Source organism: Enterobacter sp. SORGH_AS_0287 (genome assembly GCF_031453695.1).
Taxonomy (GTDB): domain Bacteria; phylum Pseudomonadota; class Gammaproteobacteria; order Enterobacterales; family Enterobacteriaceae; genus Enterobacter; species Enterobacter ludwigii.
The window spans coordinates 3,199,049-3,212,594 of the sequence record NZ_JAVIZW010000001.1 but is presented as its reverse complement, the minus strand read 5'-3'; the positions used below and the strand labels follow the sequence as shown (position 1 = coordinate 3,212,594).

Genomic DNA, 13,546 nt, shown 5'->3' with positions numbered 1-13,546 from the left:
CCTCTTAATTCTGCAATACCGATGACACCAGCAGCTGGGTGTACGGATGATGGGGATCGTCGAGTACGCGGTCGGTCAGCCCACTTTCCACCACCTGACCCTGCTTCATCACCAGAAGACGGTCCGCCAGCAGGCGGGCAACGCCTAAATCATGGGTGACAATCACCACGGCCAGGTTCAGTTCCACCACCAGGCCGCGCAGCAGGTCGAGCAGACGCGCCTGAACGGAGACGTCCAGCCCACCGGTGGGTTCATCCATAAACACCAGCTTCGGGTGAGTGACGAGATTGCGGGCAATCTGCAGGCGCTGCTGCATACCGCCGGAGAAGGTGGTGGGCAGGTCATCAATGCGCGAGGTGGGGATCTCCACATCGCTCAGCCATTGCTGTGCCGTGGCGCGGATGTTGCCATAATGGCGTGCGCCGGTGGCCATCAGCCTTTCACCGATATTGCCTCCGGCCGAGACCTGCCGGCGCAGGCCGTCCATGGGATGTTGATGCACCACGCCCCATTCGGTGCGCAGCAGGCGACGGCGTTCGGCCTCGCTCATGCCGTACAGCGACCGGCCCTCATATAAAATGTCGCCCTTTTGCGGCGTCAGTCGTGCAGAGATAGATTTCAGCAGGGTGGTTTTGCCCGAGCCGGACTCGCCGACAATGCCCAGCACCTCGCCCGGCCACAGCTCAAACGAGACGTCGCTGAAGCCTTTGCCCGGCGCGTAAAGGTGAGTCAGGTTGTTAACCGAAAGCAGCGGTTTCATTGGCTTTTCGCCTCACTCTGTTGGCGGCAGAAGTCGGTGTCGGAGCAGACAAACATCCGTTTGCCCGTGTCATCCAGCACCACTTCGTCCAGATAGCTGTGTTTTGAGCCGCAAATGGCGCACGGCTCGTCCCACTCCTGCACCGTAAACGGGTGGTCGTCGAAATCGAGACTCTCCACGCGGGTGTAAGGCGGTACGGCGTAGATGCGTTTTTCACGCCCGGCACCAAACAGCTGCAGGGCAGGCATCATGTCCATCTTCGGGTTGTCGAATTTGGGGATGGGGGACGGGTCCATCACGTAGCGTCCATTGACCTTGACCGGATAGGCGTAGGTCGTGGCGATATGGCCGAAGCGGGCGATATCCTCATACAACTTCACCTGCATGACGCCGTACTCTTCCAGGGCGTGCATGGTGCGGGTTTCCGTTTCACGCGGCTCGATAAAGCGCAGGGGCTCCGGAATAGGCACCTGGAAAATCAAAATCTGATCTTCCGTCAGCGGTGTTTCCGGAATGCGGTGACGGGTCTGGATCAGCGTCGCATCTTCGGTTTTTTCGGTGGTATTGACGCCCGTCACGCGTTGAAAGAACTGGCGAATCGACACGGCGTTGGTGGTGTCATCAGCCCCCTGGTCGATGACCTTCAGCACGTCCGACTCGCCGATGACGCTGGCGGTCAGCTGAATGCCGCCGGTACCCCAGCCGTATGGCATGGGCATTTCGCGACCGCCGAACGGCACCTGATAACCGGGGATAGCCACCGCTTTCAAAATGGCGCGGCGGATCATGCGTTTAGTTTGTTCATCCAGATAAGCAAAGTTGTAGCCGCTTAAGTTAGTCATGTGCGCGCTCCCGTTGCAGGCGTTTCAGCAGTTCCAGTTCGGCCTGGAAATCGACGTAGTGCGGCAGCTTGAGGTGGGAAACGAAGCCCGCGGCCTCGACGTTATCCGCATGGGCCAGCACGAACTCCTCGTCCTGCGCCGGGCCCGAGACCGCTTCGCCGTAGTCCGGTGCCTGCAGGGCACGGTCGACCAGCGCCATCGCCATCGCCTTGCGCTCACTCATGCCGAACACCAGCCCGTAACCGCGGGTAAAATGCGGGGCCTCGTTCTCGGGGGCGACAAATCCATTCACCATTTCGCATTCGGTCATGAGCAGTTCACCGACGTTCACCGCAAAACCCAGCTCTTCGGGCACGATCTCGACGTTAAGGTAGCCGCTACGAATTTCCGCTGCGAACGGATGGTTGCGGCCGTAGCCACGCTGGGTGGAGTAGGCCAGCGCCAGTAAATACCCCTCGTCGCCGCGCATCAGCTGCTGCAGGCGCGACGAGCGTGAACAGGGGTAAACCGGCGGCGTGCGGGTGATGTCGTCAGGTTGCGCGCCAGTATCGTCTTCGGCCTTCGCCAGACCCTGTTTCGCCAGCAGGCTAAAAACGTGCGGGGAGGGAACCTGCCCTGCATCCGTGGTGCTCAGCTGGGGCGTTTCGCCGTTCGCCAGCAGGGTGAAATCCAGCAGACGGTGGGTGTAGTCATAGGTGGGCCCAAGCAGCTGGCCACCGGGGATGTCTTTATAGACCGCCGAAATACGACGTTCCAGACGCATTTCTGCCGTATTGATCGGTTCGCTCACCGCCAGTTTCGCCAGTGTGGTGCGATAAGCACGCAGCAGGAAGATGGCTTCGACGTTGTCGCCGCTGGCCTGTTTCAGCGCCAGCGCCGCCAGTTCGCGGTCAGCGACGCCGCCTTCAGTCATTACCCGGTCGACGGCCAGATTGAGCTGCTGCTCAATCTGGGTGACGCTGAGCTCGGGAAGCGCGTCATCACCCCGTCGTCTGTGCGCCTGCAAGGCATGGGCGGCGGCGATAGCCTTCTCGCCCCCTTTGACGGCAACGTACATCAGCACACCTCCACATGAGTGGTACGAGGGATGGCCAGCAGGCGTTCTCCGCAGGTGAGGATCAGGTCAATACCGAGTGGGAACGGATGCGGGCGTTCGGTCAGTTCATGAATGATGCACTCCGGCAGCTGTGGCGCGACCATGCGCTCTTCGGCAATACCCGCCCCCGTGAGGCGCAGCATGCGGCCACCGCTCAGGCTTGATACCTGCAAAATCAGCGTGGCGCTGGTCTCCGGTGCCACCGCACTTCCTTCGCTCAGGGCATTAAGCTGCTCGTGGCTGATTTGCTCGTCGGCCACGGCAAACACCGCCTGCCGGGGTTGTTCAACCAGCGGGGCGTTGGTGTGAAAGCGCAGGTTCTGGCTGGCGATATCATTCGATAACGCGCCAGAAAGCCACACCGGGGTGTCGTTGTCGGCGAGCGTCAGCAGTACGCTGGTGGTCGCCAGATTCAGCGGCAGCCAGCCCTGAGAGAGCTGATGCAGCGAGACGATGACGCCCGGTTCGCTCATGGCTTTCAGCAGGCGACGAAAACTTTGTTGGGCATCCTGGACGGCCAGGGTAAAAGCGGGTTGAAGCGTCATGCGTTATCTCCGCGAACGAGCGTAAAGAAGTCGACCCGGCTGGTGTTTATCTGGGCCTGGCGGGCGGCAATCAGTGCAGCACGGTCGGCTTCCAGCGGGGCAATAAGGGTTTCCATCAGGGTCTGGAAATGAGGTTGTTCCTGTAACAGGGCGTCAATCACCGCGCAGCGTTCGGCGTGTGGTTTGTCGCGCCCGAGCACGTAGCTGTAGCCCAGCGTGCCGCTGTTCAGGCGGATCACTGCGCGGGTGAGGGTGGCATCGCCGGCGAAGAAGCGCTCACCGGTACCGCCCATACGCGCCTGGATCTGCACCAGACCGATTTCCGGCGCGCGGATGAGGTCATATTCCGGCGTCAGATTCAGCGCCTGCATGCGGTCCGAAAGCGCTGCGGGCTGGCTGTGCGCCAGAACGCCCATCCAGCGCTGGCGGGTGGAGGTATCGAAATGCATTCAGTGCTCCATGGTGAATTCGATCATGTCGGCGCGGGTCAGGCTGACGGAGTATTCCGTCGCGTCTATTTCGCCGTCACGGTGGTTGAGGGTGCGAACGCAGAGCAGCGGAGCCATGTTGGGGATCTCCAGCACTTTGCTCTCTTTGGCCTGCGCGCGGCGGGCGCTGATGCGCGTCTGGGTACGTTTAAGCGCGATGCCCGTGGCATCCTGAAGAAAATCATGCAGCGAGCCGCTGGAGAAATTTTGCAGCACCGGCCACAGCGCCAGGTCGGCGAAGTAGTGGTCTATCTGGCACACCGCCACGCCGTTGACCCGACGCAGGGTACGCAGGTGGATGACATTGTCGCCCTCCTGAATGCCCAGCGCGTCCGCGACGTGGCTTGAGGCCGGGCGCAGCACCGACAGCAGTTTTTCGCTGGTCGGGTGGCTGCCCTGATCCAGCAGGTTCTGGCTAAAACGCGCCTGCGCATTGAGCGGATAGTCAAACGGACGCATCAACACCAGCACGCCGACGCCCTGACGGCGCTGCACCCAGCCGCGCTCGACCAGCTGATCAATGGCGCGGCGCAGCGTGTGTCGGTTCACTTCATAGCGGTCGGCAAGCTGCTGCTCGGCAGGCAGGTAGTCTCCGCAGCGGTAGTGGGTGCGAAGTTCCACCTCGAGCTTTGCCGCTATCTCTTGCCAGCGGGTGGGGTAACTGGTCGGATGTCTGGATAAGTGCATACAAATCAAAGCCTCGCTTCTCAGATGAAGTGCTTACGCAAACGTTGAGACATAAAATCCAGCAGGCTGACGGTGATGATAATGAGCACCATCAGGGCGCAGGTTTGCTGGAACTGGAACCCGCGAATCGCTTCCCACAGCGTGACGCCAATACCGCCTGCGCCCACCATGCCGACGACGGTGGCGGAACGAACGTTGGATTCGAAACGGTACAGGGAGTAGGAGATCAGCAGCGGCATCACCTGGGGCAGTACGCCGAAGAGAATCTCTTCAATTTTGTTGGCGCCCGTTGCGCGGATCCCTTCGACCGGGCCCGGCTCAATAGCTTCCACCGCCTCGGAGAGCAGCTTGGAGAGCACGCCGGTGGTATGAATAAACAGCGCCATCACCCCGGCGAACGGACCCAGGCCGACGGCCACCACGAACAGCATGGCAAAGACCATTTCGTTGATGGCGCGGCAGGCGTCCATCAGGCGACGCATCGGCTGGTAAATCCACCACGGTACGATGTTCTCGGCGCTCATCAGGCCGAACGGAACAGAAAGGATGACGGCCAGGGCGGTGCCCCAGACGGCAATTTGCAGAGTGACCGCCATTTCGCTGAGGTAATCCTGCCACTGGCTGAAATCAGGCGGGAAGAAGTCGGCGGCAAAAGTGGCCATATTGCCGGCATCTTTAAACAGCAGCAGCGGATCCATTTCTGCGCCCTGCCAGGAGATAACGAGCACCGCAAGCAAAATGGCCCAGCTAAAAAGCGAGAACCAGCTGCGTGGGAGGGTGATGGTTTGCATGTGTGCCCCTTTGGTCTGAATGCCCTCTCCCACCGGGAGAGGGCGGTAAGCGTTATTGCACCGCTTTATTCACGCTGCTCATGGCGCCGAGCGCCGCGGTCAGGCGGTCAAGGTCTTCGAGCTGAGCCTGAATCGCAGCCACTTTGCTGCTCTTCTCCTCCTCCTTCAGACCCTTGTTGTCCTTCACGCCCTGCATCTCTTTAAACAGCGCCAGCTGGCGAATCGGGACCAGCTGCAGGTCGCTTGACGGGCGGAAAGGTGCCCAGCCCAGACGTTCCAGAACCGTTTTTTCTTCCGGCGTTTTGCCGTAATTCATAAAGAAGTCGTACACCTTGTCTTTGGTGGTCTCAGACAGGTTTTTGCGCCAGACGATGGGGTCGCCCGGGATCAGAGGGGATTTCCAGATAACCTTCAGCGCTTTCAGCTTGTCCGGTGCCGAGGTTTTCAGCTTGTCGAGGTTCTCGGTGTTATTCGTGGCGACATCCACCTGCTTATTGGCCACGGCCAGCGCGTTGGTTTCATGGCTGGCGTTCACGGTGCGCTTAAACTCGCTGGCAGAGGCGTTGTTTTTAGCAAAGACGTAATAGCCCGGCACCAGGAAACCAGAGGTGGAGTTGGGATCGCCGTTACCAAACGTCAGCTCTTTACGTTTGGCGAGCATGTCGTTCAGGTTGTTGATGGGGCTGTCTTTATTGACGATCAGCACGCTCCAGTAACCCGGAGAGCCATCCGCGGCAACGGTCTGGGCAAAGACCTGGCCGTTCGCGCGATCCACCGCTTCCATGGCGGAGAGGTTGCCGTACCAGGCGATGTCGACTTTGTTAAAGCGCATCCCCTGAATGATGCCCGCATAGTCCGGGGCGAAGAAGGCGTTCACTTTGATCCCCAGTTTGGTTTCCATATCTTTCAGGAACGGTTCCCACTGAGGTTTCAGGTTCTGCTGTGATTCCGTCGAAATAATGCCAAAGTTCAGCGCTTTTTCCTGCTCCTGGGCGTACGCAGGGCTTAACAGAGTGCTTATGCTGAACATGCTGGTAAACGCCAGCGCGGCAACGGCTTTGTAGCTCATGTACTTTCCTCGGATCGGTTTTAATTAAGCAGCCTGCGCGTTCTCTTCGACGCGGTTAATGCTGCGGTAGAGATGGTCGAAACGGTCGTTATCAAACTGATGGCTTGGGCCATCAAAGAACACATGCCCCTGACGCAACGCGACGATGCGCTCGCAATAGCGCAGGGCGTAATCCACCTGGTGCAGCGTCACCACCACGGTGATGCCGTCGTTGAGGTTGATGTCGCGCAGGGTTTCCATCACGATGCGAGCCGATTCCGGGTCCAGCGAGGCGATGGGTTCATCGGCAAGAATGATTTGCGCTTTTTGCATCAGGGCACGGGCGATAGCCACGCGCTGCTGCTGTCCACCGGAAAGTGTGGAGACGCGCTGGTGGGCGAAATGCGCCATTCCGACGCGGGTCAGCGCCTGCAACGCTTCCTGCTTTTGAGAGGGGGAGAACCAGCGCAGACAGGTACGCCAGAACGGGGTGCTGCCGAGCGCGCCAATCAGCACGTTCTCCAGTACCGTCAGGCGATTGACCAGGTTGAACTGCTGGAAGATATAGCCCGTCTGGGCGCGGCTTTTGCGGATATCCCGCGCCAGGCGTCCTGCACGCTGCACGGTGTTGCCCAGCAGCTCGACGTGGCTTTCTGAGGTCTTATCACAGGTGATAAGGCCGCTTAAATGACGCATAAGGGTGGATTTACCAGAGCCGGATGGCCCCAGGAGCGCCACCATTTCGCCCTGCAGGACGGTCAGATCAACGGCATGCAGGGCCTTGTTGTGATGAAAGGTCTTGCTCAGTTTCTCGACGCGGATAACAGTTTGCATATGCTGGGCCTCACAATAAATGTGGCCTCATGCTGGCGCATCAATATGACATTTGGGTTAAGTCTCGGTTGCGGGAGTTTGAAGAGTTGAGGGGAGTTTGATGACAGGCGGGGGCAGACTGCCCACCGCCAGAAGATCACTGCTGTTGCTTAACGACGTTAATCATCCACGGCACGCCGTATTTGTCGGTGACTTTACCGAAACCGTGCGCCCAGAAGGTCTCCTGCCAGGCCATTTCGATATGGCCTTCCGCGGCCAGATTGTCGAACCAGCGTTTGCCTTCTGCCACGTCCTGGGTGTCCAGCACCAGCGTGAACCCGGCATACTGCGCTTTGCTGCCGGGCGGCTGCCCATCACTCATCATGATATCGCTGCCCGCAATGCGAACATTCGAGTGGGCGATCGCCGAATCCGGAAACTGCATGCCAGACGGACAGCCTTCTTCGCTGCTGTCGCCTTTTGGCATTTCACCGAAGGTGATTTTATAGAGGAGCTCTGCGCCGACGGCGTGCTGATAAAAGGCGGAGGCCTCGGCACAGTTACCGGCGAAAGAGATGTAGGGACTTAACGGCATAATCTATACCTCACGTAAGAAGAGCCCGTTAAGTGTAGTTCTCGCCAGCCCGGTAAGCGAAGCGCCACCGGGCGGGTAAATCAGTTCTTTTTCACAAACTCTGATTTCAGTTTCATCGGGCCAAAGCCGTCAATTTTGCAGTCAATATTATGGTCGCCTTCTACCAGACGGATATTCTTCACTTTAGTGCCGATCTTCAGCATGGAAGAGCTGCCTTTAACCTTCAAATCTTTAATCACGGTGACGCTGTCGCCATCAGCCAGCAGATTACCGTTCGCATCTTTTACAACAAGCGTATCAGTATCGTGCGACGGCTCGGCGTCATTCCATTCGTGAGCGCATTCCGGGCAGATGAACATGCCATTATCTTCATAGGTGTATTCAGAATTGCATTTCGGGCAGTGTGGGAGTTGCATAAGGGTATCCTCAAAAAGTGCGTAACACGCTGGAAAGTGCCAGCAAAATGACGGCTGGGTGCCGAAAAAGGGGGCAAGTATAACGCAAATCCACACCGTTGTCGGTGATATTCTATTTAAAAAAAAAAGCAAAAAGCGTGTCGCCAGTGACATTTCCTGTCAGTCAGTTAAGCGATGCTTACGGCATTAACACGGTGGAAAGAAATGGCAGTAAATATATCGAATATTTTATTGCAGCAAATTGCTACGCACCTCCATTTCGGATAAGGTGAAGCGACACATTGTTATTTATCTCCTGACTTCCCCGTCATCCATATCTTATGGCGGTGACGCATTACCTCTCTTTTTAGGTGGGTAAATAATGATGATATATCCTGAAGTTTCTTAAAAATGGGCCAGGCTTTTATCTTTTGGCTGTCATGCCAGAGGGGAAGCTTTACACGCCATGCAAGGATAGCGATTTATTTCTGATTATCTTCAATCAGTTATATTTCGGTGAACATGTTTTCCACACGTGATCATATAAGCCTGAACAACATAATTAAAACCAGTGGCTTAATAAAAGTAATAAATTTGCGTTAAGGAAAGGCTTTTATCATGCACACACAGACCATTTTTGAATTAAGCCAGGAAGCAGAGCGTTTGTTACAGCTCGCCCTGCAAAATCTTGATACGTTGAAATCAATGCCGACGGCGAAGCTGGAAAGCACCGCCGCAGCCATTACCGGTGAAAAGAACAACGTCTTACCTTTGCATTTTAGTGCGCGGGGTGTCGAAGCCCAGCAGGCTATGCTGAATAATGAATTACGGAAAATAACCCGTCTGGAAATGGTGCTGGCAATTGTGGGCACCATGAAAGCGGGGAAATCGACCACCATTAATGCCATTGTCGGAACCGAAGTGTTGCCGAACCGCAACCGCCCGATGACGGCGCTTCCGACATTGATCCGTCATACGCCGGGTCAGAAAGAGCCGGTGCTCCATTTTGCTCACGTCTCTCCTATCGATGAATTAATCCTCCTGTTACAGAAAAAGCTCTGCGATTACGATCGCGGGAAGCTGGCGCAGCGTCTGGAAATTGATAAGGACATGATTACGCTGCTGGAAAGAATTGAAAAAGGTGAGGCTTTCGAGAAGCATCACCTTGGTGCGCAGCCGATATTTCATTGTCTGAAAAGCCTTAACGATCTGGTGAGGCTCTCACAGGCGTTGGGCGTCGAGTTTCCGTTCTCTGAATATGCGGCCATCGAACACATTCCGGTGATTGAAGTGGAGTTCGTGCATCTCGCGGGTCTGGATGCCCACCTTGGGCAACTGACGCTGCTTGATACCCCCGGGCCGAATGAGGCCGGGCAACCGCATTTGCAAAAAATGCTGAGCGAGCAGTTATCACGCGCGTCGGCGGTGCTGGCGGTGATGGATTACACCCAGCTCAAATCGATTTCCGATCAAGAGGTCCGGCAGGCCATTTCAGTTGCCGGTAAATCGGTGCCGCTGTATGCGCTGGTCAATAAATTCGATCAGAAAGACCGTAACAGCGACGATGAAGAACAGGTTAAAGCGATGATCTCCGGCACCTTAATGAAAGGGAATATTTCGCCGGGGCAAATTTATCCCGTTTCGTCGATGTGGGCGTATCTGGCGAACCGCGCCCGTTATGAGATGACTACCCACGGTCAGCTACCGGATCACAAGGAGCAGCGCTGGGTTCAGGATTTTGCCGAAGCCGCGCTGGGACGCCGCTGGCGTACGGAGGATTTGGACGACATCGACCATATTCGTCATGCTGCCGATTTGCTGTGGGAAGATTCGTTATTTGAACAGCCGATCCGCAAGCTTATTTATGCCGCCTATGCCAATGCATCGCTCTTCGCTCTGCGTTCGGCGTCGCATAAGCTGCTTAACTATGCCCAAAATGCCCGGGAGTACCTCGACTTCCGCTACCAGGGGCTGACGGTCGCTTTTGAGGCGCTGGAATTGAATATCGCGCGCCTGGAAGAGGACATGGCCCTGCTGCATACGCGTCAGCGCGTGGTGAGCGACGAAGTGAAGCATGAAGTGGAGCAGGCGCTTAACGCCACCGCTGACTTTATGATGTCGCAGAATACTTCACTCCAGCAGGCGATTAGCCATGTGTTTAGCGCCCGCTCTGTTCTCGACCTGGCGGGCATCGAACCGCGGGATCTTCGCCGTGACGAGCCGCAGGCGCTGAAACAGCTGGTACTGGATGATGAAGGGCAGGCGCAAATTGCGCTGAGTAAAATCCGCTCCTCCTGCGAGCTGATCATGCTGGATGCGCAGACGAAGATCGGCCGGGAGCTGGCGTTACGCTTCGATCAACTGGAGTCGACGCTGGCGCGCTCGCTGAATGAAGCCATGCGGCCAATCGAAACGCGTATTAAAGAACAACTCAGCCATGCGGGTTTTCGCGCGCGGATAAGCTTCCCGGCGTTTCAGGCGCATCAACTTAACTTCAACACCCGGGCGCTGTTTAACGATGCGATTGCGCAGGACCACCGCCCGGCAGGCCAGCCAGCGGGCGCCGCGAGCATGCGTGAAACCGTCTCTCGCTGGCTGAATAACCCGGGCTGGGGCTGGGAAGATTATGTTGTCGCACGCACACGCTATGTCATTGATATTGAACAGCTGCATGAAAAATTCAAGCAGCATATCGACCAGTTCTGTGAACAAATCCGTAAAGCTTTGACCGCCCAGGTCGATGTCTCTGTTACGGCGGGGATGGCAACGTTCTTTGCGGAATTTTCGTTATGCCTGACCGGGTTACAGGAAAGTTTGCGTGATAGCCTCGCAGTACGTCAGCAAAATGAGCATTCGACCCGAGCGCTCAGCCAGCTGTTAAAGCAAAGTATCACGACTGCGACGTGGATACAGGAAGATACCCGACTGTTACGCGATGATATTCAAACCCTATTCGCGGCAGAACAACCATGACAACACAACTACTGGACGGCCCCGGGCGAACGCTGGAGTGTATTCATCCAAAATTTATGGTCGATCTGGTTCAGGGGGTAGACGCGGCGCGTCATCCCCACCCGGGACCACAACAGCTGCAGTTTCGTGAGCGTTTGACCCAGGAGATCATGACGCATACCCGGCTACGGCCCTGGGCGATGGCGGGTATGCTTAATGAAAATGCGGCGCTGCGCCTGGGGCTGGCGGAAAAGCTGGCCGGTATGCTTGACCCCGGGCACCTTGCGCTGACGCTGATGGCAGACAAATTGATTGCGCTGCGTCAGCAGACTAACCCGCGGGCCCAGCAGTCGCCCGGCCTGATTCAGCAGTACGCTGAGCTTTCCGCTCATTTTACGCAACGAGCCGCCTATAAAGAGAAGGCGCTCTCCCAGCGAGGGCTGACGGTGCAGGCGGGTGAGCACAGTGAACAAATTTTTACCCGCTGGCGAGCCGGTCACTACGATGGCTGGTCGCTGGCCGGGCGTTGCTATGTCGTCCTGGAAGAGCTGCGCTGGGGCGCATTTGGTGATGCCTGTCGCCTGGCGAATGAAGATGTGGCGGCGATGCTCAAGGATAACTTACGCAGTATGGCGGCAAACTATCTTGCGCAGGGCATCAACGCTTCTCCTTCCACCCGCCATTTCTACCATCAGTGGCTGACAACGCCCGCGTCGCCGGGACTGATAGATCATAAAGACATGCTCGGCTGGCTGGGCGACTGGTGTCAGGCGGATAACCATCCGGTGAGCTGGTCGGTGACGCAAAGCTGGCACACTGTCGCGCTGGGTATGCCGAGGCTGTGCTCGGCAAAACGGCTTGTGGATGGGATGGTGGAAGAGATTTTTGGTGGCTGAAATCCCCCTCTCACCGGGAGGGGGGCACCGGTTAGTGGTGTGTTTCAACAGGCTTAGGCTCTGTCTGAACCTCAGCAACATGTCCGACGCGTTTTGCGTACAGAGCGGTGATGATGGGAACCAGAATCGCGGTCACAATCACGCTGGCTGCAACCAGTGCCGTCGCGGACGCAGCCACCGGTTCAAAAGCCGGATTAATCTGCGCAATGATCACCGGGTTGGCCACGGCTGCACCTGCGGCTGAAGAGGCGGCGATCCCCGCCGTTCCGTTTCCTCCCCCAATGACCCGGTCGGCAATAATCAGCGGAATACCGGTGATGATGATCACCGCCACGCCCAGCACGATACCCAGCAGACCCGTATCGAGGATGACATTCAGGTTGATGGTATTACCCAGCGCAAAACCGAAGAACGGGATCAGCACCGGCGTGGCTTTGCTGAAGAAATCACGCAGATCGTGATCCAGGTTACCCAGAGCAAAACCGATCAGGAAGGGCAGGATCGCGCCGATAAAGTGGTGGGGTTCAAAGGACGCCAGGCCAGCAGAGCCCAGAATCAGCATGGTCATCAGCGGACCGGACTCCAGAGACATCAGGACAAATGCACCTGACTCTTCTTTGGTGCCGTACTGGTTCATCAGGCTGGCATACAAACCGCCGTTGGTCATATCCATCGCAGAGACAATTGCCAGAACCGATAATCCGGCGAAGAATCCGGTCTGAATTCCATTCTCCGGAATGAACATCGCACAGATCATTGCCACTACCCAGGCCACGGCAATTTTCGTAATCACCAGCGTGCCGGATTTCCGTAATACGGTGCCTGTTGCCCGTAAATTAATTGAGGCGCCGATACAAAAGAACCAGACGGCCAGAATGGGAACGGTGCCCGTAATCATCCCTTTTGTGAACCCGCCAAAATAAGCGCCGGTTTCAGGAGCCAGGGTATTCAGGATAGCGCCCAGTACAAGCGGAACCAGCATCATACCGCCCGGTATGCGTTCAATCGTGGCTTTAATCTTCATAGATAACCCTCAAATCGTATCCCGCATGGCGGGCGGCAAAAAACTAAAAATTAAATCAATAAATTCAATGAATTGAATGTCTTTGGGTTCGATGGTGTCATTACCCATGCAATAAAACTAAAAAAGCGATCCTGGTAAACGCGGTGCCACAGCACCGGGAACGTGGTATTCGGAATTATCATGCGATCATTGGAATGATGATTCAATGAAAATAAAACAGTGTTTTAGTTATCTGCATCACATATTGACGTAAACGTTTTAAACACGCGTCGGAGGGTTAGAATTTATGTAAATCTGATGTGAAGTAATGGGGTTTCATTTTCCGTTGTCCGGGAAATAATGACGTGTGTGAGGATGTGTTTTTATGGCGATTGAGAACGTGCAGATTTGCGCTAATTGACAAAAACTGCAGCCAGCTGACGTAACATAAATATATGTGTGAAGTTGATCACAAATATAAACGCTGGTAGGGTAAAAAGGTCATTAACTGCCCAGGCAGGCGTCAACAGGTTCGGTTGTATCGACGTAAAACGTCAATGTAAGTAAACCTGCTACGCTTGAATAAGGCGATTCGCATGGAGCGGATCCCATGGTTCACAGATCGCATACGGGAC

The 13,546-nt window shown here is 56.3% G+C and carries 14 protein-coding genes; 2 read left to right on the top strand and 12 right to left on the bottom strand.

Translation table 11 applies throughout. From position 1 onward, the window contains the following. Nucleotides 1–4 precede the first annotated feature (4 nt). From phnK to QE396_RS15215, 11 genes are all read right to left on the bottom strand, one after another. Entirely contained in the window at nt 5–760 is a 756-nt protein-coding gene (gene phnK, locus QE396_RS15265) for a phosphonate C-P lyase system protein PhnK (RefSeq protein ID WP_020882816.1), read from the bottom strand. Continuing rightward, complete coding sequence (gene phnJ, locus QE396_RS15260) at nt 757–1,602, bottom strand: alpha-D-ribose 1-methylphosphonate 5-phosphate C-P-lyase PhnJ (RefSeq protein WP_014168261.1); 846 nt, start codon at nt 1,600–1,602, stop codon at nt 757–759. The genes phnK and phnJ overlap by 4 nt, the downstream gene beginning before the upstream one ends. Continuing rightward, nucleotides 1,595–2,659, bottom strand: a complete 1,065-nt coding sequence (locus QE396_RS15255) for a carbon-phosphorus lyase complex subunit PhnI (RefSeq protein ID WP_020882815.1) — start codon at nt 2,657–2,659, stop codon at nt 1,595–1,597. Before QE396_RS15255 ends, phnJ begins: the two co-directional genes overlap by 8 nt. Then, nucleotides 2,659–3,243, bottom strand: coding sequence for a phosphonate C-P lyase system protein PhnH (gene phnH / locus QE396_RS15250; protein WP_014168263.1), 585 nt, complete (start codon nt 3,241–3,243; stop codon nt 2,659–2,661). The genes QE396_RS15255 and phnH overlap by 1 nt, the downstream gene beginning before the upstream one ends. Beyond that, nucleotides 3,240–3,692, bottom strand: coding sequence for a phosphonate C-P lyase system protein PhnG (phnG, locus tag QE396_RS15245; protein WP_020882814.1), 453 nt, complete (start codon nt 3,690–3,692; stop codon nt 3,240–3,242). Before phnG ends, phnH begins: the two co-directional genes overlap by 4 nt. Next, nucleotides 3,693–4,418, bottom strand: coding sequence for a phosphonate metabolism transcriptional regulator PhnF (gene phnF, locus QE396_RS15240; RefSeq protein WP_020882813.1), 726 nt, complete (start codon nt 4,416–4,418; stop codon nt 3,693–3,695). A gap of 20 nt (nt 4,419–4,438) precedes the next feature. After that, nucleotides 4,439–5,209 (bottom strand): phosphonate ABC transporter, permease protein PhnE, encoded by a 771-nt coding sequence (gene phnE / locus QE396_RS15235; RefSeq protein ID WP_047366141.1) that lies wholly within the window; start codon nt 5,207–5,209, stop codon nt 4,439–4,441. A gap of 52 nt (nt 5,210–5,261) precedes the next feature. Beyond that, the gene (phnD, locus tag QE396_RS15230) at nt 5,262–6,278 is read right to left on the bottom strand and encodes a phosphonate ABC transporter substrate-binding protein (protein WP_014168267.1); all 1,017 of its coding nucleotides are present in this window, start codon (nt 6,276–6,278) and stop codon (nt 5,262–5,264) included. Between the two features lie 24 nt (nt 6,279–6,302). Then, on the bottom strand, nt 6,303–7,091 hold the full coding sequence (gene phnC, locus QE396_RS15225; protein WP_020882811.1) for a phosphonate ABC transporter ATP-binding protein: 789 nt from the start codon (nt 7,089–7,091) through the stop codon (nt 6,303–6,305). Between the two features lie 136 nt (nt 7,092–7,227). Next, complete coding sequence (gene yjdN / locus QE396_RS15220; RefSeq protein ID WP_014168269.1) at nt 7,228–7,665, bottom strand: VOC family metalloprotein YjdN; 438 nt, start codon at nt 7,663–7,665, stop codon at nt 7,228–7,230. Between the two features lie 80 nt (nt 7,666–7,745). Further along, nucleotides 7,746–8,081: a zinc ribbon domain-containing protein YjdM gene (locus tag QE396_RS15215; RefSeq protein ID WP_020882810.1), complete on the bottom strand. Its 336-nt coding sequence runs from the start codon at nt 8,079–8,081 to the stop codon at nt 7,746–7,748. Nucleotides 8,082–8,678: 597 nt separating this feature from the next. Here QE396_RS15215 and crfC point away from each other — a divergent pair. Together crfC and QE396_RS15205 are read left to right on the top strand one after the other, a co-directional pair. Then, nucleotides 8,679–11,033, top strand: coding sequence for a clamp-binding protein CrfC (crfC, locus tag QE396_RS15210; protein WP_020882809.1), 2,355 nt, complete (start codon nt 8,679–8,681; stop codon nt 11,031–11,033). Beyond that, nucleotides 11,030–11,908, top strand: coding sequence for a diguanylate cyclase regulator RdcB family protein (locus QE396_RS15205; protein WP_014168272.1), 879 nt, complete (start codon nt 11,030–11,032; stop codon nt 11,906–11,908). The genes crfC and QE396_RS15205 overlap by 4 nt, the downstream gene beginning before the upstream one ends. A 31-nt stretch (nt 11,909–11,939) precedes the next feature. Here QE396_RS15205 and kdgT read toward each other — a convergent pair whose 3' ends face one another. After that, nucleotides 11,940–12,932 carry a 2-keto-3-deoxygluconate transporter gene (gene kdgT / locus QE396_RS15200; RefSeq protein ID WP_014168273.1) on the bottom strand — a complete coding sequence of 331 codons (993 nt, stop codon included), beginning with the start codon at nt 12,930–12,932 and terminating at the stop codon, nt 11,940–11,942. Nucleotides 12,933–13,546 lie beyond the last annotated feature (614 nt).